23 protein-coding genes and 1 pseudogene are annotated in these 24765 nt (G+C 62.2%); 16 read left to right on the top strand and 8 right to left on the bottom strand.

Annotation, left to right across the window (positions count from 1 at the left end; all coding sequences use genetic code 11):
- Positions 1 to 11: 11 nt before the first annotated feature.
- The 4 genes from M727_RS0104815 to M727_RS0104800 form a co-directional block, all read right to left on the bottom strand.
- Positions 12 to 1529: a type II and III secretion system protein family protein gene (locus M727_RS0104815; protein ID WP_027151710.1), complete on the bottom strand. Its 1518-nt coding sequence runs from the start codon at positions 1527 to 1529 to the stop codon at positions 12 to 14.
- The gene (gene cpaB, locus M727_RS0104810; RefSeq protein ID WP_023802146.1) at positions 1526 to 2338 is read right to left on the bottom strand and encodes a Flp pilus assembly protein CpaB; all 813 of its coding nucleotides are present in this window, start codon (positions 2336 to 2338) and stop codon (positions 1526 to 1528) included. The genes M727_RS0104815 and cpaB overlap by 4 nt, the downstream gene beginning before the upstream one ends.
- Positions 2339 to 2547: 209 nt before the next feature.
- Positions 2548 to 3066: a prepilin peptidase gene (locus tag M727_RS0104805; RefSeq protein WP_027151709.1), complete on the bottom strand. Its 519-nt coding sequence runs from the start codon at positions 3064 to 3066 to the stop codon at positions 2548 to 2550.
- Between the two features lie 149 nt (positions 3067 to 3215).
- A complete protein-coding gene (locus M727_RS0104800; RefSeq protein ID WP_027151708.1) occupies positions 3216 to 3416 on the bottom strand; it encodes a Flp family type IVb pilin in 201 nt (66 codons plus the stop codon).
- 366 nt (positions 3417 to 3782) lie between these two features.
- Between M727_RS0104800 and M727_RS0104795 the strand changes: the two genes are divergently transcribed.
- From M727_RS0104795 to M727_RS0104735, 12 genes and pseudogenes are all read left to right on the top strand, one after another.
- Positions 3783 to 4205, top strand: a complete 423-nt coding sequence (locus M727_RS0104795; protein WP_023802143.1) for a pilus assembly protein N-terminal domain-containing protein — start codon at positions 3783 to 3785, stop codon at positions 4203 to 4205.
- A 153-nt stretch (positions 4206 to 4358) separates the two neighbouring features.
- Positions 4359 to 4915: pseudogene (locus tag M727_RS35850) on the top strand (TadE/TadG family type IV pilus assembly protein).
- 35 nt (positions 4916 to 4950) lie between these two features.
- Positions 4951 to 5571, top strand: coding sequence for a TadE/TadG family type IV pilus assembly protein (locus M727_RS0104785; protein WP_027151707.1), 621 nt, complete (start codon positions 4951 to 4953; stop codon positions 5569 to 5571).
- 234 nt (positions 5572 to 5805) lie between these two features.
- On the top strand, positions 5806 to 7038 hold the full coding sequence (locus M727_RS0104780; protein ID WP_027151706.1) for a phosphopentomutase: 1233 nt from the start codon (positions 5806 to 5808) through the stop codon (positions 7036 to 7038).
- Positions 7031 to 7939, top strand: coding sequence for a bifunctional DNA-formamidopyrimidine glycosylase/DNA-(apurinic or apyrimidinic site) lyase (mutM, locus tag M727_RS0104775; protein WP_027151705.1), 909 nt, complete (start codon positions 7031 to 7033; stop codon positions 7937 to 7939). Before M727_RS0104780 ends, mutM begins: the two co-directional genes overlap by 8 nt.
- 81 nt (positions 7940 to 8020) lie before the next feature.
- Positions 8021 to 8794, top strand: coding sequence for an enoyl-CoA hydratase (locus M727_RS0104770; protein WP_027151704.1), 774 nt, complete (start codon positions 8021 to 8023; stop codon positions 8792 to 8794).
- A gap of 204 nt (positions 8795 to 8998) precedes the next feature.
- Entirely contained in the window at positions 8999 to 9265 is a 267-nt protein-coding gene (gene rpsT, locus M727_RS0104765) for a 30S ribosomal protein S20 (protein ID WP_023802137.1), read from the top strand.
- A gap of 935 nt (positions 9266 to 10200) precedes the next feature.
- Entirely contained in the window at positions 10201 to 11673 is a 1473-nt protein-coding gene (gene dnaA / locus M727_RS0104760; protein WP_023802135.1) for a chromosomal replication initiator protein DnaA, read from the top strand.
- A gap of 323 nt (positions 11674 to 11996) precedes the next feature.
- Positions 11997 to 13115, top strand: a complete 1119-nt coding sequence (gene dnaN / locus M727_RS0104755) for a DNA polymerase III subunit beta (protein WP_027151702.1) — start codon at positions 11997 to 11999, stop codon at positions 13113 to 13115.
- A 130-nt stretch (positions 13116 to 13245) separates the two neighbouring features.
- A complete protein-coding gene (gene recF / locus M727_RS0104750) occupies positions 13246 to 14409 on the top strand; it encodes a DNA replication/repair protein RecF (protein WP_051505516.1) in 1164 nt (387 codons plus the stop codon).
- A gap of 282 nt (positions 14410 to 14691) precedes the next feature.
- On the top strand, positions 14692 to 15447 hold the full coding sequence (locus M727_RS0104740; protein ID WP_023802132.1) for a molybdopterin-synthase adenylyltransferase MoeB: 756 nt from the start codon (positions 14692 to 14694) through the stop codon (positions 15445 to 15447).
- An 18-nt stretch (positions 15448 to 15465) separates the two neighbouring features.
- Positions 15466 to 15948, top strand: coding sequence for a GNAT family N-acetyltransferase (locus M727_RS0104735; protein ID WP_027151700.1), 483 nt, complete (start codon positions 15466 to 15468; stop codon positions 15946 to 15948).
- Between the two features lie 28 nt (positions 15949 to 15976).
- Here the strand turns inward: M727_RS0104735 and M727_RS0104730 are convergent, their stop codons facing one another.
- Positions 15977 to 16978: a D-glycerate dehydrogenase gene (locus M727_RS0104730; RefSeq protein ID WP_023802130.1), complete on the bottom strand. Its 1002-nt coding sequence runs from the start codon at positions 16976 to 16978 to the stop codon at positions 15977 to 15979.
- Positions 16979 to 17136: 158 nt separating this feature from the next.
- Between M727_RS0104730 and M727_RS0104725 the strand changes: the two genes are divergently transcribed.
- Complete coding sequence (locus M727_RS0104725; protein WP_027151699.1) at positions 17137 to 17694, top strand: SH3 domain-containing protein; 558 nt, start codon at positions 17137 to 17139, stop codon at positions 17692 to 17694.
- Positions 17695 to 17877: 183 nt separating this feature from the next.
- Here the strand turns inward: M727_RS0104725 and irrA are convergent, their stop codons facing one another.
- Positions 17878 to 18309: an iron response transcriptional regulator IrrA gene (gene irrA / locus M727_RS0104720; protein WP_027151698.1), complete on the bottom strand. Its 432-nt coding sequence runs from the start codon at positions 18307 to 18309 to the stop codon at positions 17878 to 17880.
- Positions 18310 to 18552: 243 nt separating this feature from the next.
- On the opposite strand from irrA, the gene fabA reads away from it, so the two are divergent.
- The 3 genes from fabA to fabI all read left to right on the top strand — a co-directional run bounded on the left by fabA (position 18553) and on the right by fabI (position 21245).
- Positions 18553 to 19071, top strand: a complete 519-nt coding sequence (gene fabA / locus M727_RS0104715; protein WP_023802127.1) for a 3-hydroxyacyl-[acyl-carrier-protein] dehydratase FabA — start codon at positions 18553 to 18555, stop codon at positions 19069 to 19071.
- Between the two features lie 128 nt (positions 19072 to 19199).
- The gene (gene fabB, locus M727_RS0104710) at positions 19200 to 20420 is read left to right on the top strand and encodes a beta-ketoacyl-ACP synthase I (RefSeq protein WP_027151697.1); all 1221 of its coding nucleotides are present in this window, start codon (positions 19200 to 19202) and stop codon (positions 20418 to 20420) included.
- Positions 20421 to 20432: 12 nt separating this feature from the next.
- Complete coding sequence (gene fabI, locus M727_RS0104705) at positions 20433 to 21245, top strand: enoyl-ACP reductase FabI (RefSeq protein ID WP_027151696.1); 813 nt, start codon at positions 20433 to 20435, stop codon at positions 21243 to 21245.
- 31 nt (positions 21246 to 21276) lie between these two features.
- On the opposite strand, the gene M727_RS0104700 is transcribed toward fabI, so the two are convergent.
- Both M727_RS0104700 and pnp read right to left on the bottom strand, forming a co-directional pair.
- Positions 21277 to 22290 carry a class I SAM-dependent methyltransferase gene (locus tag M727_RS0104700; RefSeq protein ID WP_027151695.1) on the bottom strand — a complete coding sequence of 338 codons (1014 nt, stop codon included), beginning with the start codon at positions 22288 to 22290 and terminating at the stop codon, positions 21277 to 21279.
- Between the two features lie 91 nt (positions 22291 to 22381).
- On the bottom strand, positions 22382 to 24529 hold the full coding sequence (pnp, locus tag M727_RS0104695; protein ID WP_027151694.1) for a polyribonucleotide nucleotidyltransferase: 2148 nt from the start codon (positions 24527 to 24529) through the stop codon (positions 22382 to 22384).
- Positions 24530 to 24765: the final 236 nt, after the last annotated feature.

Here is a 24765-nt window from a genome sequence, read left to right as displayed (position 1 = left end):
CGCTTCCCCGCTTACTTGTAGATGAAGCCGACAACGCCGTGATAACGGCCGTTGGGCTTGTCGGTCTGCATGGTGCCGTAGACGCGATTGACACGGCCAAGGAACATGCCGGCGCCATCGCTGGCCGCGTTGAAATTGTCATCCGGCTTGGCAAGGGCGTTGCGCGTCACCGGCTTCACCAGATAGGGCGTGATGATGATGACGAGCTCGGTCTCGTTGCGGACGAAGTCCCGGCTGCGGAACAGCGTGCCGAGCACCGGAATCTTGGTCAGCCCAGGCAGGCCGTTGACGGCCTGCCTGATGTCATCCCGTACCAGGCCGGCGATCATCATCGAGCCGCCGGAAGGCAACTCCACCGTCGTGTCGGCCAAGCGTTTGCGGAGCGACAGGACGTTCGTGCCGGGGCTTGTCACACCCTCGGACAAGGATACCGATCCCTCCGTCGTCGGCTCGGAAACCGAAGTCCTGACCTTCAGGCTGATGCGGCCGGGAGACAGCACCACCGGCTGGAATTCCAGGCCAATGCCATATTCGAGCTTCTCGACTTCATACGTCTTCACACCGGTCTGGTTATCGTCGGACACGGCTTGGGAAACGCCGGTCACCATATTGTACTCGCCACCGACTTTGAAGGTCGCTTTCTCGCCGGATACGGCCGTCAACGTCGGCTCGGCCAGGGTTTTCATGACTCCTGACTGCTCCATGGCGTTGATGTAGGCGTCCAGCGTCGAGGTGCCGATGGCGAGGCCAGAGTTCGACAGCGACTTGCCCAGGCCGGTGAAGTTGTCGCTTACCGCGGCCCAACTGATGCCGTTGCTGCTGCCGCTGCCGATCAGGTTGACGCCGAGCTGCTTCATGACGGAGCGGCTGACCTCGGCCACCGTCACTTTCAGCGTCACCTGGTCGTCGCCGATGATCTGCAGCAGGTTGACGATCTGGCTGACGCGACGCTCGGAATCCGGATTGTCGATGTCGACACCGGCTTCGGCCGAGCCGCCGGAGGCGGTCTGCGAATACTGCCCCGTGGTCGCTTCACCGCCGGACACGAAGATGGTGGCCAGATCGACCGCGCGCTTGGCATCCAGCGGAGTGTCCACGGTTCCGGTCAGGACGACGTTGTCGTTCAGCAATTCGACCGTGATGCTCGAAGACGGTATGAAGCGCCTGATATAGTCTTCCAGCCCGGCGACGTCGCGTTCGACCGCCAGATCCAGGCTGACGATCTGTTCGCCATTAGGGCCGAAGACGAAGATGTTGGTGTCGCCGACCGCCTTTCCGAAGAGATAGATGCGCCTCGCGGTGCGGGTCACCGCATCGGCGACCGCCGGGTTGGCGACGAGAATATCGTAGGCATCGCTCGGCAGGTCGATGACCACCGACTTGTTGAGACCGAGCTTGACGCGCTGGGTGGCGGTCGAAGCCGACACCTCGGCGCCTGCCGCATTCGCCTCGAGGGGGCCATGCGCATTCGATGCAAGCAGGAACAGGCCGATTGCCGCAGCCAGTGTGACCGGAGCGTTTAACCTCATTGCCTTGCTCCCACTTCTGAAACTTCGCCCGACTTGATCAGGCGCACTGTCCCGCGCCGGCCATTGCCGGAAACGAGATAGTCGGCCTCGCCCAGGTTCTTCTCCTGGGTGTCGGTGATCGACCGCAGCGCCAACGTCAGCCGATCCGCCATCTGCTGGGCGACGGTGATGATTTCCGCCTGCTGCGGTGTCAGTTCCAGGGTGGCGGTCTGGCCGACCCTGGTCCGCTTGCCTTCCTCGTCCTCCTGGATGGTCTGGTCGATCGCCAGGACGCGAATGTTCTTGAGGATGGTCTCGGTGGTAAAACCGCTGCCGCCGGCCGCCGGATCGGCTCTGCGGGTCATGATGACGTCGACGAAATCGTTGGGAAGAATGAAGCCGCCGGCCGACGTGTCGGCCGATACGGCTGTGGCGACGGCCCGCATGCCGGAGGGCAGGATCGACGACATGAAGCTCTGTCCCTCGCCGATCAGCTTGGAGCGCCGCAACGGCTCACCGGCATACATCGCCACGCGGGCGACGCCGCCTTTCAGCTTCTCCAACGCATCGGGCTCCGCGGCGCGGGTTATGAAATTCGCGTTGATGCCGTCGGCCGGCCAGGACTGCCAACTGATGTTGTTCTCCAGCGGACTGCCCATCGGAACGTCGCCCGACAGGACAAGCACGTCCTGCAACGCGATTGCCGGCGCCTCGGGGCCGGAATCGACGATTTGAGGCGGCGGCGCCGCCACCATGTTTTTTGCGACATATCCTGCGCCACCCGCCGCGGCCACCGCCACGCCTAGAATGATCAGTCGGGATGCTGGCATCTGTCCGAACCTCGCCTTGGCAAACAACCTAGCCAAGCCGGACCTTGCAGCGGCAATCGTCAAAACAAGGTTAATTTAATACTTACGATCGTGATTAATTTAAGGTTTACATGAATTTGAGGCATCCGGTCCGGCCAGCAATAAAGGCGGCCAAGCCGCCTGCTCCAACGCCAAATCGAATGTGGTAGGCTGGCCTGACGCGGGAAGAATCAGCCTGCCAGGCTTGCGAGCGCCCATGCCATCAACGGCGAAGCCGGAAAGGTGAGCAGGCCGCCAATGCCAAGCGCGATGCCATAGGGAACGCCTGATGTCTCGTCGGCGAAATGGCGTAAAAACGGATTGTGGCTGGTGACGGCCGCAAGCGGTGATTTCCGATAGACGAGGATGGCGAGCGTCAGCAGGCCGCCGATGACGGTCGAGACCAGGAGGTATTCGACGAGGTGGATGTTCAGCCCCATCCAGACGGCGCTGGCGGCCAGCAGCTTGGCGTCGCCGCCGCCCATGCCGCCGAGCGCGAACAGCCCGAAGGTCACGGCGAGGACCAGGCCGCCGGCGGCAAAATGCCAGCCATAGCTTGCCCAGTCAATGCCGGTCAGCGGCGCGACCAGGGCGAAGACGGCGACAAGCAGCACCGGCACGCGATTGGCGATCGTCATCGACAGCATGTCGGAGATCGCGGCGAAAAGCATGCAGAACGGAAAGACAACGAAGATCAGGGCTTCAAGCATGGGCGTGGCGCCTGTGGTCGAACTGTGCTGGTCTCAGCCTAGGCATGTCCGATTAACGATTGATGAGGCCGAAAATTCAAATCGCGCGGCATGAATGGATAAGGGCCGCCAGTGCGGCGGCCCTATCTGGAAACAACTGAACGCCGTTATCAGGGGGTTGCGGCGGGCGGGGTGCCGGTGGGGGCGTTTTTCACCGCGGTTCCGATAGCCTGGAACTTGGTGTCCAGGGCAGTGCCGAGCTGGCCGGCGCCGACCATGATGGCGAGCGCGATGAGGGCGGCGATCAGACCGTATTCGATGGCGGTCGCGCCGGATTCGTCCTTCACAAAACGTGCAATGAGATTAGACATTCAAGAGCTCCTACTCCAGGTGTTACAGCAATTCCGTCAACTTCTCTGTTGGCTGATCGGATACTGCCAATCTATCGAGAAGCTCTTTCAATCGGCTTAATAAACAGCCTTACCGATTCCTTTCCGGCTTCGATGACATTGCGTGGTTAACCGTAGACTAAGTGCCGCCTATGGACCCGACAGGCGCAGCAGGCTGCGAAAGGCGCAATTTAGCGACCTGAGAAAGGGCGGGCCGCTCCTGGCGATCCCAGCTCCAGGCGATCAAAGGGCCGAGCCCGACATCATCACGGCTCCCCTCCGCTTAACCCTTGCTTCACCAATCTCGTTCATGTTCCGTTGAGCAAATTGCCGCCGTGGAGCGCTTCAATGACCGGGCCGAGATCGTCCTTTCCGATTGCCGCGCTGCTTGCCGCCACGGCTCTTATCGTGCCGGCCAAGGCCGGCGCAGGCATCGAGGTCACCATGAACCAGGCGAAGATCGTCAAATTGTCGCGCGCTGCCGATACGATCGTCGTCGGCAATCCGGCGATCGCCGACGCCTCGGTGCAGGATGCTTCGACGATCGTGCTGACGGGCAAGGGCTTCGGCGTCACCAATCTCGTCGTCCTCGATCAGGAGGGCCGTCCGATCGTCGACGAGCAGATCACCGTCGTGCGACAGGACGCGTCCTCGGTGCGCATCTATCGACGCGCCGAAATACAGACCATGTCGTGCACGCCGTATTGTGAAAGCTCATATAAAAGCGAGGCGGAGAAGACCTCGGAAGCCGAGATGAGCGCCGGCCAGTAAGCGACCCGACCGTTTCGTCTCGCTGAAAAAGCCGCTTCGGTTACTCGGCCTGTTAAAACCTCCCCTTCGAATTTAACGATCATCAAAACCGCACTTCAATGGGTTTGCGCTAATGTTGCCCGACACCCCCTAAGGGATCGGCAGGCACGGGACATGAGCAAAGCAGGACGATCAAGCCTTTCAGCGCGCTTCCTTGGCGACCGGCGCGGCAGCACCGCTTTGGAGTTCGCGATGCTTGCGGTGCCATTTGCGCTCCTCGTCTTTGCCATACTGGAGAGCTGCATTTCATTTGCCGGGCAAGAGGTGATGGCCAATATCACCGACGATGTCGCGCGCCAGCTGCGGACTGGCCAGATAAGGCAGGCCAACGTGACCGAGGCGACGCTGAAGTCCATGATCTGCAGCCGGCTGGAGATCATGGTCGCCAAGGACTGCCCGGGATTGGAAGTGGATCTGCGCGCGTATCCGAGCTTCGCCGCTGCGGCCCAGGCGGGCTTCAATATCCAAGACGGCGAAATCGCGTTGACCGGTACGACCCCCTCGACTTTTACAGTATCCCCCGGCTTGCTGAATCGATAAACATGCTGCGGGTTTTTTACAAATGGCCCGTCATGACCGATTTCATGGCCAAGTCGATGGCCAATCTGAAAGACGGCAACACGCTGCATTTCGCATCGATGACCTGGAAGAACGAGCCGTTCGACGACTGAAAATGCAAACCGCTGCGTGGGAAAAGGACGATAGCATGGGGCGTGCGGGGGCACATATGAGGACCGCTGGGATCTGCGCGAAAGCCATACGGTTCTGCCGTGATCGCCGCGGTGTCGCGGCGGTTGAGTTTGCCTTCATCGTGCCCGTCCTGCTGATGATGTACTTCTTGACCATGGAAGCCTCGCAAGCCATCGAGACCAACAAGAAGGTCAGTCGCATCGGCAGCATGGTGGCGGATCTCGTCACCCAGCAGCAGACCGTCACGCCGGCCGAACTCGATGCGATCATGCAGATCGGCAACTCCACCCTTCAGCCGTACAACCGATCGACCCCGGAAATCACCATCACCGCAATAGAGGTCACGAACGAGCCGACGCCGCGGGTGCTGGTCGCTTGGTCACGCAAGATGGTGGGCGATGCCTTCAGCGCCGGCGCCGCCAAGAACTCCGTCACCACGGTTGCACCGCAGCTCGAGGTCAAGGGCACGTTTCTCGTTCGCGTCGAAAGCAATCTGGCATACGAGCCGATCATCACCTGGTCGGCGGATAGTGAAAAGCGGCTTGGCTTCAGTTCGGCTTTCAACTCGATATCGATGGGCGAAACTTATTATCTCAGGCCCCGCAGGAGCCCGACGATTACCTGCGACACCTGCTGAACGACGGCGCCCGATCGCCATTGCTATCGGCCTGACACCAGGCGCACGATAGCCGCGGATGCCTTGCATGTCGCATGTGAGTTCCCTCTCGTTTTCGTCGATCCACGCCGATGCCGGCGACAATTCTACCATCGCGCCCGGATGTGCACACAGCCGTCTGGTTCCGAATTGCCAATGCCCGCGCGGCCGCCTATGTCTGGGCGGACAGACAAACGATAATAATGAACCCCTGCAATGGCGCGCGCCTTCCTTTTTGTTCTCGATTCCTTCGGCATCGGCGGCGCGGCCGACGCCGACCGCTATGGCGACACCGGTTCCAACACGTTCGGACATATCGCTCGAGCCTGCGCGGAAGGCCGGGCGGATCGCGAGGGGCTGCGCAAAGGCCCGCTTTTCGTACCCAACATGCTCTCGCTCGGCCTGGCGCACGCGGCGAAAACCGCGACAGGATTCTGCTTCGACAGCGGCGGCCTGCTTGCCTCCGCCTTCCACGGCGCGGCGCAGGAGATTTCCAGCGGCAAGGACACGCCGTCAGGCCATTGGGAAATCGCCGCCTTGCCGGTCCGCTTCGACTGGGGCTATTTCCCGGACACGGTTCCCGCCTTTCCAGCCGACCTGACCGAAGCGATCATTCGCGAAGGAAAGGTGCCGGGCATTCTCGGCAATTGCCATGCTCCGGGCACCGAGATCATCGAGCGGTACGGCGAGGAGCATGTCCGCACCGGCAAGCCGATCTGCTACACTTCGGTCGACTCCGTCCTGCAGATCGCCGCGCATGAAGTTCACTTCGGCCTGGAGCGGCTCTACGAATTCTGCAAGGTGGTGCGCAGGCTGGTAGATCCCCTGAACATCGGACGGGTGATCGCGCGGCCTTTCATTGGCGAAACCGCCGCCAGCTTCGAACGGACGCACAACCGCCGGGACTATTCGGTGCCGCCGCCCGAACCGACCCTGCTCGACCGGCTGACGGCGCGCGGCAGCCGGGTCATCGCGGTCGGCAAGATCGGCGACATCTTCGCCCATCGCGGCATTTCGGAAGTGCGCAAGGCCGCCGGCAACATGGCGATGTTCGACAAAGCACTCGGCGCGATGGACGACGCGGGCGACGGGGATCTCGTCTTCGCCAATTTCGTCGATTTCGACACCGAGTTCGGCCATCGGCGTGACGTTGCCGGCTATGCCGCCGCGCTCGAGGCCTTCGACCGGCGGCTGCCGGAGGCGCTTGCACGGCTGAGGGCAGGCGACCTTCTCATCCTCACGGCCGACCATGGCAACGACCCGACCTGGCACGGCACCGATCATACGCGCGAACGCATTCCGGTGATCGGCATCGGACCAGGGTTTGGCGGCGACATCGGAATGAGAACGACATTCGCCGACATCGGTGAAACCGTCGCCGAGCATCTTGGATTGGCACGCGGCCGTCACGGCACCTCCTTCTATGCAGCGATAGGCGGCCATGCCTGAGTTGCCTGAGGTCGAAACGGTGCGGCGGGGCCTGCAGCCGGTTCTGGAAGGCGCCCGCATCGCCCGCGTCGAGGCGCGCCGGCCCGACCTGCGCTTTCCATTTCCCGAGAATTTTTTGGAGAGGCTGACCGGCAAGACGATTACGGCGCTCGGCCGCCGGGCCAAATACCTGACGATGCACCTGGAAGGCGGTCCGGTGCTGATCTGCCATCTCGGCATGTCGGGCTCGTTCCGCATCGAGACCTCCGATGGCAGCGAACTACCCGACAGCAGCGACATGCTGGGCGCGTTTTATCATGAGCGCCCGAAGAGAGCAGTGCACGACCATGTCGTCTTCCATATCGTCTCCCCCCAAGGCGCCCGGTCCCGGGTGACCTTCAACGATCCGCGCCGTTTCGGCTTCATGCTGTTTTCCGAAGGAGCGCCTGACACGCATCCGATGCTGGCGGGGCTTGGCGTCGAGCCGACAGGCAATGCGTTGGACGGCGAACTGCTCGCCTCGCTGCTGAAAGGCCGGAAGTCGCCGCTAAAGGCAGCACTTCTCGATCAGCGGCTGATCGCCGGGCTCGGCAATATCTATGTGTCGGAGGCGCTGTGGCGCGCCGGCCTGTCGCCGTTGCGCGAGGCAGGCACCATCGCAAAGCCTGGAAAGAAGGCCAAACAGCAGCGCGACGCCCTGGCCGAAGCAATCCGCGCGGTGATCGCCGATGCGATCGCCGCCGGCGGATCGTCGCTGCGCGACTATGTGCAGACCGACGGGTCTCTGGGCTATTTCCAGCATTCGTTCGCCGTCTATGATCGCGAGGGCGAGGCCTGCCCCAAGCACGGCTGCGGCGGCCATATAGAGCGCATCGTGCAAAGCGGGCGTTCCACCTTCTATTGCCGGAGCTGTCAGTTGTGACTTAGGTGGGGGTGTAAGCCAGGTGCCGGGTGTGAGTTGGACGCCTGATGCAAGGAGATGACCGAGTGAGGAGATACAGTCATGGCCTATGAAACGATTATCGTCGAAACCCGCGGCAAGGTCGGGCTGATCACGCTGAACCGGCCGAAGGCGCTCAATGCGCTGAACTCGCAGGTCCTGGCGGACGTGGTCGCGGCCGTGAACGGCTTTTGCGCCGATGCCGACATCGGCGCGATGGTCATCACCGGCTCCGAAAAAGCCTTCGCGGCAGGTGCCGACATCAAGGAAATGCAGGCGATCGCCTTTGTCGACGCCTATGTGCAGGATTTCTTTATCGGCTGGGAAGAGCTCACCCGGGCGCGCAAGCCCGTCATCGCGGCGGTGGCCGGCTATGCGCTCGGCGGCGGCTGCGAACTGGCGATGATGTGCGATTTCATCATCGCTGCCGACAACGCCAAGTTCGGCCAGCCCGAGATCACGCTCGGCGTGATGCCGGGCATGGGCGGATCGCAGCGCCTGACCCGTTTCGTCGGCAAGTCGAAGGCGATGGACATGTGCCTGACCGGACGGATGATGAATGCGGCGGAAGCCGAGCGTTGCGGCCTGGTGTCGCGTGTCGTGCCCGCCGGCGAATTGCTCGAGGAGGCGTTGAAGGCGGCGGCCAGGATAGCCGATTTTTCGCTGCCGTCGGTGATGATGGCGAAAGAGGCCGTCAACCGCGCCTATGAAACGACACTGGCCGAGGGGCTGCGGTTCGAGCGCCGGCTGTTTCACTCACTGTTTGCGCTCGATGACCAGAAGGAAGGCATGGCGGCCTTTGTCGAGAAGCGGAAGCCAAATTTCTCGAACCGGTAGCCAAATTTCTCGAACTGGTAGATGGCGACGACATCAGCCGGGAGCGAGCGACAGCAGCGGCCCAAAAAGAAGGCGAAGCAGCGTTGACGCGCCGGAAAAGCTGAACTATAAGCCGCACCAACCGAGGCGGCCCTGTGGCTGCCCGTTTGTTTTTTGCGCCTTGCGGCATCCCGCATGCGCCCACCAGATCAGAAGAGAGGCATCATGGCCAATACCTCCTCGGCCAAAAAGGCAACGCGCAAGATCGCCCGCCGCACGGCGATCAACAAGAACCGCCGCTCGCGCGTGCGGACCTACATCCGCCAGGTCGAAGAGGCGCTCGCCTCGGGCGACAAGGCGGCCGCGCAGGCTGCTTTCAAGGTGGCTGAGCCGGAATTGATGCGCGCCGCGAGCAAGGGCGTGGTGCACAAGAATACGGCATCCCGCAAGGTGTCGCGCCTGGCCCAGCGCCTCAAGGTGTTGTCGGCCTAACCCGGATATCCGGGCTGATATACCTTTACTAAACTTGTCCTTTTCAGACCCGGCCGCTCGTGCCGGGTTTTTTCGTTTGCCGGCAAGTACGTAAAAAGAAAGCCCGCAAGCAACACCCCGCACGATTTCGAAGTTCGAATTGCTTTGCCGGCATATACATGCCGGCTGACAGGCGCAGCCGCTGAAAGTGTTCACGGCGAAAATATCAACTGTCGAAAATCACCTTTATTTTTCAAACGGTTGCGGACGGTCATCCACAGCTTGTTCACATCAGGTGCGAGGGATGGGCGACAATTGCCTGTCAAGAAAATTATTTGATAAAATTTCGCGCGACGCGGCCTTTTTCACATTCGCCGGAAAAGGGTTTGAATCACAATGGGTTTGTCAAAACAAGCCAGTGCAACGCAGGCTCCGAACCCGTTTGCGCTAACCACATTCCTTAAAAATCCGTTAGTCGTGGCCTTGCCCTATCCACAGCGATTTCGCTAAGGTCTGTCTATCGAGAGGGACGGGCCGTTGGCCCTTAACCCAGCCTGAATCGGCCAGCAAAAAAGTGGCAGAATTCATGACGCGGATTATCTCCGCGTACGGGTTTGGTTTGCCTTTTCGATACGGTAGGGGAATGGCGTAATTGTACATGGCAGATCAATGACGCGCCGGCGTTTCGCCGGGCGGAATTGTATTGCCCTGACATGACCAAAGCGGGCTGGCTCCGAGGAGCCGGCGCCGGTTCCCCGACAATGAGGCGACATCAGCTGCCGGCGGCGGCGATGGTGTCGCTGTGAGGACACGGTCGCCGGAAACATGGATGCAGGAGGCGCATTCCCGGCGGAAAAAGGTACAAAAGGACAAGGAACTCGATCATGCAGAGCGGCATCGAAAGGGAGCTTACGGGCGACCTCCCATTCCCTGGGACCTTAACCGGAGGGGACGCTATGTCGGCTTCCATCGACGCGGAACAAAAGTTCGACCGGGTCAAGGCCCAGTTGAAGGCGCGTCTGGGAACCGAAGTCTATTCGAGCTGGTTCGGGCGCATGAAGGTCGCCGAGGCGTCCCGGGGCATTGTCCGCATCTCGGTGCCCACCGCCTTCCTGCGCTCGTGGATCAACGGCCACTACCTCGACCTCATCGCCGAGCTGTGGAAACACGAGGATCCCGAAATCCTCAAGATCGAGATCGTCGTGCGCACCGCTACCCGCCCGGGACGCAACGGCGTCGAGCCCGAAGTGGCCCCTGCGCGCAAGATGACCAGGCAAGCGCAAACGGCGCTCGCCGCCGGAACAGCGGCCCCCGGCAGGGTGGAGCGGGTACCGGCACCTCGCCCGGGAATGCCTGCCGAGACCGAGTTCAGGCACAATGTGCTCGGTTCGCCGCTTGACCCGCGCTACACGTTCGGCTCCTTCATCGAGGGACCGTCAAACCGGGTGGCCTTCGCCGCCGCCAAGGCGGTGGCGGAATCGCAGTCGAGCGCGGTGCGCTTCAATCCGCTGTTTCTGCACGCGACGGTGGGGCTGGGCAAGACGCACCTGCTGCAGGCGATCGCGGCGGAATCGCTGAAGCAGAATCCGAAGTCGCGCGTCGTCTATCTCACGGCCGAATATTTCATGTGGCGGTTTGCCACCGCGATCCGCGACAACAACGCGCTGACACTGAAGGAACAGTTGCGCGACATCGACCTCCTCATCATCGACGACATGCAGTTCCTGCAGGGCAAGTCGATCCAGCATGAATTCTGCCATCTGATCAACATGCTGCTCGACAGCGCCAAGCAGGTGGTGGTCGCCGCCGACCGGCCGCCGTCGGAACTGGAATCACTGGAGCCCCGCGTCCGCTCGCGCCTCAACGGCGGCGTCGCGCTCGAAATGTCGGCACCGGATTTCGCCATGCGGATCGGCATGCTCAAGCTGCGCCTTGCCACCGCCAAGGCCGACGATCAATCGCTCGACATCTCGGAGGAGATCCTCAACCATGTCGCCCGCACGGTGACCGGCAGCGGGCGTGAACTCGAAGGTGCGTTCAACCAGCTTCTGTTCCGCCAGTCGTTCGAACCGCAGATCACCATCGACCGCATCGATGAGATCCTCGGCCACATCTATCGTTCGGGCGAGCCGAAGCGGGTGCGCATCGAGGACATCCAGCGCATCGTCGCGCGCCACTACAATGTGTCGAAGACGGAACTTCTGTCCAACCGGCGCACCCGCACCATCGTCAAGCCGCGGCAGGTCGCCATGTACCTGTCGAAGGTGATGACACCGCGCTCCTTGCCGGAGATCGGGCGGCGTTTCGGTGGCCGCGATCACACGACGGTGCTGCACGCCGTGCGCAAGATCGAGGATCTTTCAGGCGTCGACAACACGCTGGCGCAGGAACTCGAATTGCTGAGAAGACTGATCAACGACCAGGCCTGACCGGCCGGAAAAACAAAAGCGTGTCGGCGTCTGGATGGCTGCGACGCGCTTGAAATCTCTGTCTTTATGCACGTCGTTGCCGCAAAGCCGCTGCACACTCTCGGGCCTGACCCGAGGGCATGCTTTTGCGCGACCGGCATGGCTTGCGGGCTTCGCCGGTTTTATCCCAAGAAAGCCCGCGTAACCGGCCCGAACCGTCAGCACGGGCTTGCGCTCACCGGTTTTTTCCTGTCAGTTTGTGCAGATTCTGAGCCTGTTCAGACCTTTCGCGGGTTGCCGCTTGCCGGAGACCCGCTCATTCATTCAAGCGAGCCTGTTTCGTCATGCGTGTTATCCTGGAACGGTCAAATCTCCTGAAGTCGCTCAACCACGTTCATCGCGTGGTCGAGCGGCGCAACACCATACCGATCCTGTCGAACGTGCTGTTGAGCGCCGAAGGCGCCACCCTTGAAATGAAGGCGACCGACCTCGACCTGGAGGTGACCGAAGCCACGCCCGCCAAGGTCGAGCGCGGCGGGGCGACGACGGTTCCGGCGCACCTGCTCTACGACATCGTGCGCAAGCTCGCCGACGGCGCGGAGGTCATGCTGAAGACCGACGAAGACGGCAACGCCATGACGGTGACCTCGGGCCGCTCGAGCTTTCGCCTCCAATGCCTGCCGCAATCCGATTTCCCGGAGCTTTCGGCCGGATCGTTCTCGCATATCTTCCGGCTCGATTCGGTCGCACTCAAGGGCCTGATCGAGAAGACCCAATTCGCCATCTCCACCGAAGAGACGCGCTACTACCTGAACGGCATCTACCTGCACACGCATGACGCCGACGGCAAGCTGAAGCTGCGCTCGGTAGCGACCGACGGCCATCGGCTGGCGCGCGCCGAGATCGACGCGCCGGCAGGATCGGAAGGCATGCCGGGCATCATCATTCCGCGCAAGACGGTCAGCGAATTGCAAAAGCTCGTCGATGACCCTGTTATCGCGGTGACCACCGAATTGTCCGACACCAAGATCCGCTTCACCATCGGCAGCGTCGTTTTGACCTCGAAGCTGATCGACGGCACCTTCCCGGACTATCAGCGGGTGATCCCGACCGGCAACGACAAGAAGCTGATCATCGACCGCCAGAGTTTCGCCGCTGCCGTCGACCGCGTCTCGACCATTTCGTCCGAACGCGGCCGGGCGGTGAAGCTTTCGATTGGAGAAGGCCAGGTCACGCTTGCAGTCAACAATCCGGATTCGGGCAGCGCCACCGAAGAACTGGCCGCGGATTATTCGTCCGACGCGATCGAAATCGGCTTCAACGCCAAATATCTGCTCGACGTCGCCGCCCAGTTGACCGGCACCGAGGCAAAATTCATGCTGGCGGATGCCGGCTCGCCAACGCTGATCCACGACATGGCCGACGAAACCACGCTCTACGTGCTGATGCCGATGCGGGTCTGATGCATGTCGCGCAAAAGTGTGCCGCGGTTTTGCGATAACGACATGCATAAAAACAACAAACCTAAAGCGCGTCGTATGAGGCCGGTCAAACGCGGCGCGCTTTAGGCCCGAACGAGGCCATCTTGCTGTCATGACCGGAGTTGCGAAGCAGCCTGAGCGCGATCAGCAGACTCATATAAGTAAGCTTTCGCTTACCAATTTCCGCAATTACACAACACTGTCGATCGATCTCGATCCCGGCCAGGTGGTTTTTTCCGGTGACAATGGTGCCGGCAAAACCAATCTGCTGGAGGCGATTTCCCTGTTGACGCCGGGGCGCGGCCTGCGCCGTGCGCCTTATGCCGACGTGGCGCGCGAAGGCGGCGACGGCGGCTTTGCCATTCATGCCCGGCTCGATGGGCCGGACGGCCCGGTCGAGATCGGCACCGGCATCGCAGGCGGCGACGCCGCCGAAAGCGGCCGGCGGGTGCGGATCAACGGCGCGGCGGCGCGCTCGGCGGAGGACATGCTGGAATGGTTGCGCGTCGTCTGGCTGACACCGGCGATGGATGCATTGTTCACCGGGCCGGCCGCAGATCGGCGGCGCTTTCTCGACCGGCAGGTGCTGGCGATCGATCCGGGCCACGGCCAGCGCGCGCTCGACTACGAAAAAGCAATGCGCGGCCGCAATCGATTGCTCGCCGAAGGCTCGCGCGATGGCGCCTGGTTCGATGCGATCGAGACGCAAATGGCCGAAACCGGTGTGGCGATTGCCGCGGCGCGTGCCGAACTGGTGCGCCTACTCACCGCCATGATCGACAGGCTGCCAAGCTCCGGTCCATTTCCGCAAGCCGACATCGGCCTGTCCGGCGCGCTGGAAAGCGAGGTCACAACCAGCGCGGCTGTCGATGTCGAGGAGCGGTTCCGCCGCGCGCTTGCCGAAGCTCGCGATCGCGACCGCGCCGCCGGGCGCACGCTCGACGGCCCGCACCGGTCGGACCTCGTGGTGCGGCACCGGCCAAAGGCGATGCCGGCCGAACTCTGCTCGACGGGCGAGCAGAAGGCGCTGCTGGTCGGCATGGTCCTGTCGCACGCCCGGCTGACCTGCGAGATGTCTGGCATGACGCCGATCCTGCTGCTCGACGAAATCGCCGCCCATCTCGACGCGGGCCGACGCGCCGCGCTGTTCTCGATCCTCGAAGAGCTGAATTGCCAGGCTTTCATGACCGGGACCGATGCGGCGCTGTTTTCCAGTCTCAACGGACGCGCGCAGTTCCTGACCGTCGATCACGGCACGGTCGGGCCAACCGTTTGAGTTCCTGGATATTGTGCCAAAAGTAGTAATGAATGGTGAATGGTGAATGGTGAATGGTGAATGGTAGTGAGAGCACCCTTATTCACTAATCACTAATCACTAATCACTAATCACTAATCCCTAATCACTAAATCATCAGGGTTCACTATTCACTATTCACCATTCACCATTCACCATTCACACTATTCAACTGCTGCGCACCCCGATGGGCAAGCCGATGGCAGGCTTTGGCAACGTGCATTACCGCCTGACAAGATTTTTCTCGCGCTATATGGTCCGGCGATGATCACCACCGCGCTCACCAACGAAGAACTCGAACGCTACGCCCGCCACATCGTGCTGCCCGAGATCGGCGGCGCCGGCCAGCAGCGACTGAAGCGGGCTCGGGTCCTGGTCATCGGCGCCGGCGGGCTGGGAGCGCCGGTGCTTGAATATCTTGCCGCAGCCGGCGTTGGCACACTCGGCATCGTCGACGACGACAGCGTCTCGCTGTCGAACCTGCAAAGACAGGTTATCCACGGCACCGGCGCTGTCGGCATGGCGAAGACCGACAGTGCCAAGGCGGCGATCGCCCGCATCAACCCCAACGTCGCCGTGGAACTGCACAATCTCAGGCTGACGGCGGACAACGCCCCTGCCCTTGTCGCCGGTTATGACATCGTCGTCGACGGCTCCGACAATTTCGAAACCCGTTATGCGGTGGCCGACGCCTGCGCCGTGGAAAAGCGGCCGCTGGTCCATGCCGCCGTCGGCCGCTTCGACGGCTCGGTGACCGTGCTGAAACCGTTCGAGACGGGCACGGACGGCAGGCCGAATCCGAGCTATCGCGATCTTTTCCCGGAACCACCGCCGGCCGGCCTGGTGCCATCCTGCGCCGTGGCCGGCGTGCTCGGCGTGCTAACCGGCGTCGTCGGCACGCTGCAGGCCATGGAGGCGATCAAGCTGATCGCCGGCATCGGCGAACCGCTCGTCGGCCGGCTGCTGCTTTACGATGCATTGGCCGCCCGCTTCGACACGATCCGCTACAAGAGCAGCTAGAACAAGAGCAGCTAGATTTTGGACAGCCTGGTTTCCGTCGCGCAGCTTCCGGCCGATTTCGACCGTTGGGACGAGGTGCTGGCGCTGATCATGCGCGCCTTCGCTGCCATGGACGGCGTCATCGATCCGCCATCCTCGGCGCATCGGCTCACGGTCGAAAATCTCCGGGACAAGGCCCGGCAGGAGACGGGCTTTGCGGCGCTGAAGGACGGCAGGATTGTCGGCTGCGTTTTTGTCCTTGAGCGGGCCAGAGATTTCTATGTCGGAAAGCTCGCGGTCGAACCGGATTTTCGGGGACAAGGCATCGCCAGGCGGCTGATGCAAGCTGTCGAGGATCTTGCCCGCAACCGCGGCAAGCCTGCGATCGAGCTTCAGACGCGGATCGAACTGACCGGGAACCACGCGGCCTTTGCCCGCCTCGGCTTTCACGAAACGGCACGGACAGCGCACAGTGGCTATGACCGTCCGACCTCGATCACCATGCGCAAGGTTCTTTCGTAAGCCTGCACTAACTTAATATGGCAGCCGGTCACGTCCGTAGCGGCAGCACGCGATCCGGCGGCCGATGGCCATCGAAGAAGGCGCGGATGTTGATGATCACCTTCTCGCCCATGTCGATCCGGCCTTCGAGCGTCGCCGACCCCATATGCGGCAACAGCACGACCTTGCCCTTGGCGGCGAGCTTCAGCAATTTGCTGTTCAGCGCCGGCTCATGCTCGTAGACGTCGAGCCCGGCGCCGGCGATCTTGCCGTCCTGGATCAGCTTGACCAGAGAGTCCTCGTCGATGATGTCGCCGCGCGCCGTGTTGACGATGTAAGCGGACGGTTGCAGAAGCGCCAGCCGCCGCGCCGAAAGCAGATGGAAGGTCGCCGGCGTCGACGGACAATTGACCGAAATGATGTCCATGCGGGCAAGCATCTGGTCGAGGCTTTCCCAATAAGTCGCCTCCAGTTCGTCCTCGACCGCGGCAAGCACGCGATGGCGGTTGTGATAGTGGATCGACAGGCCAAAGGCCTTGGCCCGCCGGGCGACGGCGGTGCCGATGCGGCCCATGCCGACAATGCCGAGGCGTTTGCCCCAGATACGCCGGCCGAGCATCCAGGTCGGTGACCAGCCGGCCCATTTCTTGTCGCCGGTCAGCACATTGGCGCCTTCCGCCAGCCGCCGCGGCACCGCCAGCATCAGCGCCATGGTCATGTCGGCGGTATCTTCGGTCAAAACGTTCGGCGTGTTGGTGACGGTAATGCCCTTCTTCGCTGCTGCTGACACGTCGATCTTGTCGACGCCGTTGCCGAAATTGGCGATCAGCTTGAGGTTGTCGCCGGCCTGAGCGATCAGCGCCGCGTCGATTTGATCGGTTATGGTCGGCACCAGCACGTCGGCTTCCTTGACCGCCGCGACCAGTTCCGGCTGCGTCATCGGCCGGTCTTCGACATTCAGCCGGGCGTCGAACAGCTCACGCATGCGGGTCTCGACCGGGTCGGGCAGCTTGCGCGTGATGACGACGAGGGGCCTTTTTCTGCCTACCATTGTTTCCTCGAACCCGACCTCGTTGAGACCTCTTTAACCAAGACAGGCGAAACTGCAGGCCGGTCGCGGTGCCAGTTCTCCATGTAACAAGAGGTTCCGCCGAAGACAAAGAAAAAGGGGCGCCAGGGCCGATGAGCCGGCGCCGAAAGGGAACGAAAGTGTCTGGTTTCGCGTCGCTCCGCCTGGCCCTCAGCGCAGCATTTCTCGGCGCTCTGCTTTATTCCCCGGATGTGGCGGCACAGAATGCGGCAGCACCGACCCAGAGCGTCACGCTCGGGCCGAGCGGCCTGCCGCTGCCGCGCTTCGTCAGCCTGAAAGCCGGCCGCGTCAACTCCCGCGTCGGACCAGGCGTCAACTATTCCGTCGACTGGATGTATATGAAGCCCGGCCTGCCGATGGAGATCATCCAGGAATTCGACACCTGGCGTCGGGTGCGCGATGCCGACGGCTCGGAAGGCTGGATCAACCAGTCGCTGCTTTCAGGTCGCCGCACGGCGATCGTAGCACCCTGGCAGCGCGGCAAAGATGCCCGAATCAACCTACTCGACGACCCGCAAAAGGATGCCGGCATCGTCGCAATCGTCGAGCCTGGCGCCATGGGCACGATCAAGTCCTGTGACGGCCAGTGGTGCGAAATGACCTTCAGTGGCCACACCGGCTGGCTCGCCCAGTCGCTGGTCTGGGGCGCCTATCCGGGCGAACGGGTCAAGGACTGACCTCTTCTTGCCGGTTCGGGATGATGGTCCAACGCATGTCGCGCAAAAGTGCGCAGCGGTTTTGCGATAACGACATGCGTAAAAACAACAACCTGAAGCGCGTCGCATGAGGCCGGCCAAACGCGACGCGCTTTAGAGGCCGATACAGGCGAAACGGTATCTCGCCGCCTTATAAAGAGCGGATCAATCGGAGCGTTTGGGGCGCAGCCTCACCACGATATCGACATTGGCGATCTCCATGCCCTCCGGCGGCTCCGGCAGGTTGGAAACCGTGACAGGACCGCTGGCGATGTCAAAAATCCTGTTTTCGCCCTCAATGTAGAAATGATGGTGATCGGAGGTGTTGGTGTCGAAGTAGGTCTTCGACCCCTCGACGGCCAGGATGCGCAGAAGGCCCGCCTGGGTGAATTGATGAAGGGCGTTGTAGACGGTGGCGAGCGATACCGGCACGCCGGCGGCGATTGCCTCCTCGTGCAGTTCCTCGGCCGACAGATGGCGGTCGCCTTTGGCAAAAAGCAGATCGGCCAGCGCAATGCGCTGACGCGTCGGCCTCAGGCCAGCTTCGCGAACCCGCTTGTCCACAGCGACATTTTCCTTCCGGCAGCCCAGATCCATCTATCCATCCAAGCTCAAGTTTCGCCTCAAAACCTGTCCAGAACGGCAAAAAACCAACATTGACCGAACCTGGACATCCCCCGACATATATTCTGTCGGCCGAATACGATCAATAGCGCGCATTGACCCCGGCAGGCGGGCGGGTTAAGCGCAAACGCCGGTTTCCGGCCTGAAATAGATTGTGTTAGGAAACCAACGACAAGGGCGCGCTACCGCCCGGACGATTATTGGGGACGGAGACTGATGGCGGTTTCGAAATCCAGCTACGATTACGAGGAACTGCTTGCCTGCGCCCGCGGCGAGCTGTTCGGACCTGGAAACGCCCAGCTCCCCTATCCGCCGATGCTGATGTTCGACCGCATCACCGAAATCAGCGAGACCGGCGGCGCCTTCGACAAGGGCTTCATCCGCGCCGAATTCGACATCAAGCCGGACCTGTGGTTTTTCGCCTGCCACTTCATCGGCAACCCGATCATGCCGGGGTGCCTGGGCCTCGACGCCATGTGGCAATTGACGGGATTCTACCTTGGCTGGCTCGGCGAGCCGGGCAAGGGCATGGCGCTGTCGACCGGCGAAGTGAAATTCAAAGGCATGGTGACGCCGTCGGTCAAGAAGGTAGAATATGGCGTGGATTTCAAGCGCGTGATGCGCGGCCGGCTGGTGCTGGGTATCGCCGATGGCTGGCTGAAGGCGGATGGCGAACCCATATACGCAGCAACGGATCTCAAGGTGGGACTGTCCAAGCAATCGGCTGCCGCCTGACCGGCGCCTGCGCAGCGCGGCGAGTCCGCGGGAGGCGCAAAGGAAGCTGTAGAACTTAATTTGCGCATCCTTGTCCGGCAGGTTTCGGTCCGGCAGGTTTCGGGTTCACGCGCTGGAAGGAGTTGCGAATGAGACGGGTCGTAGTTTCGGGCCTCGGCATCGTGTCGTCGATCGGCAACAATGCCAACGAGGTGCAGGCCTCGCTGCATGATGCCAGATCCGGCATCAGCTTCTCGGATTCCTTCGCCGAACACGGCTTCCGCTGCCAGGTCTGGGGAGCGCCGACGCTCGACCCCGCCGCGCTGATCGATCGCCGCGCCATGCGCTTCCTGTCGCAAGGTGCGGCCTGGAACCATGTCGCCATGGACCAGGCGATCGTGGACGCTGGACTTGGCGAGAACGACATCACCAATGAGCGCACCGGCATCGTCATGGGATCGGGCGGACCATCGACCAGAACCATCGTCGAGGCCGCTGAAACCACGCTCAAGAACGGCAGCCCCAAGCGCATCGGCCCGTTCGCGGTGCCGAAGGCGATGTCGTCGACCGCTTCGGCGACGCTCGCCACCTGGTTCAAGATCCAAGGCGTCAATTATTCGATCTCTTCGGCCTGCTCGACCTCGGCGCATTGCATCGGCAATGGCTACGAACTGATCCAGTGGGGCAAGCAGGACATGGTCTTCGCCGGCGGCCATGAGGATCTCGACTGGACGATGTCGGACCTGTTCGACGCGATGGGCGCCATGTCCTCCAAGTTCAACGACCGGGCATCGGCTGCCTCGCGCGCCTATGACGTCGATCGCGACGGCTTCGTCATTGCCGGCGGCGCCGGCGTGCTGGTGCTGGAAGAACTCGAGCACGCCAAGGCGCGCGGCGCCAAGATCTACGCCGAGGTCGTCGGCTATGGCGCGACCTCGGACGGCTTCGACATGGTGGCGCCCTCGGGCGAAGGCGCGGTGCGCTGCATGCGGCAGGCGTTGGCGACCGTCTCTTCGCCGGTCGACTACATCAACACGCACGGCACCTCGACGCCGGTCGGCGACTCCAGGGAGATGGGCGCGATCCGCGAGGTGTTCGGCGAAAACATGCCGTTCATCACCTCGACGAAATCGCTGACCGGCCACTCGCTGGGTGCGGCCGGCGTGCAGGAATCGATCTACTCGATCCTGATGATGCAAGGCGGATTCATCGGCGAGAGCGCCCACATCGAGCAGCTCGATCCGGAATTCGAGGGTATGCCGATCGTGCGAGAGCGCATCGACGATGCCAGGATCGACACCGTCCTGTCCAACTCGTTCGGTTTCGGCGGCACCAACGCAACGCTGATTTTCCAGCGCTATTCCGCATAAGGACTGCCGACCATGGACGGATTGATGAAGGGCAAGCGCGGGCTTGTCATGGGTGTCGCCAACGACCATTCGATCGCCTGGGGCATCGCCCGGAAACTGTCCGAACATGGGGCGGAACTCGCCTTCACCTATCAGGGCGAAGCCTTCGGGCGCCGGGTCAAGCCGCTCGCCGACAAGCTCGGCTCCTCGCTGGTCGTGCCTTGCGACGTCGAGGACAGCGCATCGATTGCCGCTACCTTCGGGACCTTGGGCGAGGCCTGGGGCGGCTTGGACTTCGTCGTCCACGCCATCGGCTTTTCCGACAAGAACGAGCTGAAAGGCCTTTACGCCGACACCAGCCGCGACAATTTCGTCCGCACCATGGTCATCTCCTGCTACTCCTTCACCGAGGTCGCCCGTCATGCGGCCGCGCTGATGAGGGACGGCGGCTCGATGATCACGCTGACCTATGCCGGTTCGGTCCGCGTCATGCCGAACTACAACGTCATGGGCGTCGCCAAGGCCGGGCTTGAAGCCAGCGTCCGCTATCTCGCCAACGACTACGGCCCGCGCGGCATCAGGGTGAACGGCATATCCGCGGGACCGGTGCGGACACTGGCCGGCGCCGGGATTTCCGACGCACGCCATATGTTTTCCTACCAGCAGCGCAACTCGCCGCTGCGCCGTACAGTGACCATCGACGAAGTCGGTGGCTCCGCGCTCTATCTGCTGTCCGATCTGTCGTCGGGCGTCACCGGCGAAATCCACTATGTCGATTCCGGCTACCACATCGTCTCGATGCCGGCGCTCGACGAGCTGAAGCGGACCGACAGCGGACGAGAGTAATTTCGGCCGTAGAAGATGCCTTTGTCCGCCTTCAGCGGCGCGCCGCGAAAATCTTGAACATGCCGTCGCGGGCGATCTCGGCATGGCTGGAGAAGGCGGCCGCCAGCACCGGCTCGTAGGGAAGCTGGCGGTTCGCCACCATGAACAGCCGCCCGCCCGGCTTCAGCGCCTTTGCCGCGGCGCGGATCATGCCGGCACCGATCTCGGGCTCGGCCGCCCGGCTGCGATGGAAGGGCGGGTTCATGGCGATGGCGTCATAGCGCCGCTCGACCGGCTCGCTCAAGAGATCGATCCAGAAGAAACGGGGTTCCGCCGTTGTAGTGCCGATATTGAATTTCGCCGCTTCCAGTGCATCGAACTCGGCCTCGTAGAGATTGAGCGCCGATAGGCCAGGTGAGCGGGCGGTGATTTCGGCCGCCACATAGCCCCAGCCGGCGCAGAAATCGGCAACGCTGCCACGCAGGTCGCCGGGCAGATTGTCGACCAGCAATCTCGAACCTGCATCGATCTTGTCGAAAGAAAACATGCCTGGTGCGGTGCGGAACCGATCCTCGACCAGAAGGGCGGGATTGGCAGCGCGAAGTGCCGCTGCGACCGCAGCATCGGCAGGTCGATGAAACCAGAAGGCGATGCCGTGATGTTTCGGCAAATGGCCATCGAGCGGCACAAGCTCGTCGATGCGCTTGCGCAGGCTGGCAATGCCATCGTCCTTGGCGCCGGCGACGACAATCGACCCGCCCGGCCTCACACATTCGACCGCCTCGGCGATGCGCAATTCGTTTTGCCCGCGATGACGGCCGGCAAGCACCAGTGCCGCATCGAAACCTTCGCCCTCCAGGCGCGGCGTGACGGTGAAACCGGCCGCCTGCAGCGCGCGAAAGTGCGGCCGGAAGCCTTGCACCAGATGCAGTGCTGCATCAAAACCTTCGGGCAGGCGGAAGCCCGGCTCAGCGCCGAGAAAGAGGACACGCTCGCCCTTACGCGGCAAGGAAACAGCCTCGGCCTCGAACGGATGGAACAGTGTCTTCAGCGGCTCGGCGGACATTTTTCGATCTCGAAGTGCAGCTGGCTTTTCCAGAAAATGAAAACGGGCGCGACCTGTCGGCGCGCCCGTTTCGATTGTACGGTCAGATCGCTCAGGCGGCGTCTTCTTCGCCGTCGGCCTTCTTGTCGCGGGCGATTTCCTTTCCGGTGGCCTGGTCGACGACCTTCATCGACAGGCGGACCTTGCCGCGTTCGTCGAAGCCCATCAGCTTGACCCAGACCTTGTCGCCTTCCTTGACGACGTCCGAAGTCTTGGCGACGCGATCATTGGCGAGCTGCGAGATGTGGACGAGGCCGTCACGCGGACCGAAGAAGTTGACGAAAGCGCCGAAGTCGGCGGTCTTGACGACCGTGCCCTCGTAGATTTCGCCGACTTCCGGCTCTGCGACGATGGTGTGGATCCACTTCTTCGCCGCCTCGATCTCCTTGGCGTTGGACGAAGCGATCTTGACCGTACCGTCGTCCTCGATGTTGATCTTGGCGCCGGTCTTTTCGACGATCTCGCGGATGACCTTGCCGCCCGAGCCGATCACGTCGCGGATCTTGTCGGTCGGGATGTGCATGACCTCGATGCGCGGCGCGAATTCGCCGAGTTCGGAGCGCGCGCCGGACAGCGCATGGCCCATTTCGCCGAGGATATGCTGGCGGCCGTCCTTGGCCTGGTCCAGCGCGATCTTCATGATCTCCTCGGTGATGCCCTCGATCTTGATGTCCATCTGCAGCGAGGTGATGCCGTTGGCGGTGCCGGCAACCTTGAAGTCCATGTCGCCGAGATGGTCCTCGTCGCCGAGGATGTCGGAGAGCACCGCGAAGCGCTCGCCTTCCTTGATCAGGCCCATGGCGATGCCGGCGACCGGCTTGGCCAGCGGCACACCGGCATCCATCAGCGCCAGCGAGGTGCCGCAGACGGTAGCCATCGACGACGAGCCGTTGGACTCGGTGATCTCCGAAACGACGCGCAGCGTGTAGGGGAACTGGTCTGATGTCGGCAGCATCGGGCGGATCGCGCGCCAGGCGAGCTTGCCGTGGCCGATCTCGCGGCGGCCGGGCGACCCCATGCGACCGGTTTCACCGACCGAATAGGGAGGGAAGTTGTAGTGAAGGAGGAACTTTTCCTTGTACATGCCGGTCAGCGAATCGACATACTGCTCGTCCTCGCCGGTGCCGAGCGTGGCGACGACCAGCGCCTGGGTCTCGCCGCGGGTGAACAGCGCCGAGCCGTGGGTGCGCGGCAGGACGCCGACTTCGGAGACGATCTTGCGAACCGTCTTCAGGTCGCGGCCGTCGATGCGCGAACCGGTGTCGAGGATGTTCCAACGCACGACCTTGGCCTGGAGCTCCTTGAACACGGTGCCGATCTGCTCGGACGTATACTTGGCTTCTTCGCCTTCGGCGGGCGCGAACGCAGCCTTGACCTTGGCCTTGACGGCGTCGACGGCGGCATAGCGCTTCTGCTTGTCGGTGATCTTGTACGCATCACGAAGCTCGCCTTCGACGATCTTCAGCATCTCGGCTTCAAGTGCCGAATAATCCGGCGCGGTGAAGTCACGCGGATCCTTGGCGGCGACTTCTGCCAGCTTGATGATGGCGTCGATCACCGGCTGGAAGCCGCGATGGCCGAACATGACGGCGCCGAGCATCAGATCCTCGCCGAGTTCCTTGGCTTCGGACTCGACCATCAGCACGGCGTCGGAGGTGCCGGCGACGATCAGGTCAAGCTTGGATTCCTGCATCTCGTCGACATGCGGATTGAGCACATATTCGCCGTTGATGTAGCCGACGCGGGCGCCGCCGATCGGACCCATGAAAGGGACGCCGGACAGTGTCAAAGCCGCCGAGGTGGCGACGATCGACAGGATGTCCGGGTCGTTTTCGAGATCATGCTGGACGACGGTGACAACGATCTGCGTGTCGTTCTTGTAACCGTCAGCGAAGAGCGGGCGGATCGGACGGTCGATGAGGCGGGAAACCAGCGTTTCCTTTTCGCTCGGACGGCCTTCGCGCTTGAAATAGCCGCCCGGGATCTTGCCGGCGGCATAGGTCTTTTCCTGGTAGTTGACGGTCAGCGGGAAGAAGTCGAGGCCGGGTTTTGGTTCCTTCATCGAAACGACGGTGGCGAGAACCTTGGTTTCGCCGTAGGTGGCGAGCACCGCGCCGTCAGCCTGGCGCGCAACCTTGCCGGTTTCGAGGATGAGCGGACGGCCGCCCCATTCGATTTCCACTTTGTGGTGATTGAACATGTCTTGTCCTTCATATGCGGAAAGGGCCGCGCCATTTCACCGTGCGCGAGTGCCCCTTTCCCTTGGCTTCGTTTCTCGGGCAGCCACGGGCAAGACAACGGGAAGCTCGGGTAAATCCGGCGCGGGTGCCGCGCGAGCGTCCTGCAATCCTGCCCCATGACCGTCCATGGGCGGTTTCGAATGGCCCTGTGCTATATCGAAACCGGGTCTGGCCAATCGATCCGACTGGCCTTGCG

It is taken from the genome of Mesorhizobium sp. WSM2561 (assembly GCF_000513915.1).
Taxonomy (GTDB): Bacteria; Pseudomonadota; Alphaproteobacteria; order Rhizobiales; family Rhizobiaceae; genus Mesorhizobium; species Mesorhizobium muleiense.
The sequence above is the reverse complement of the archived record's forward strand: the minus strand, read 5'-3'. Positions and strand labels throughout refer to the sequence as shown.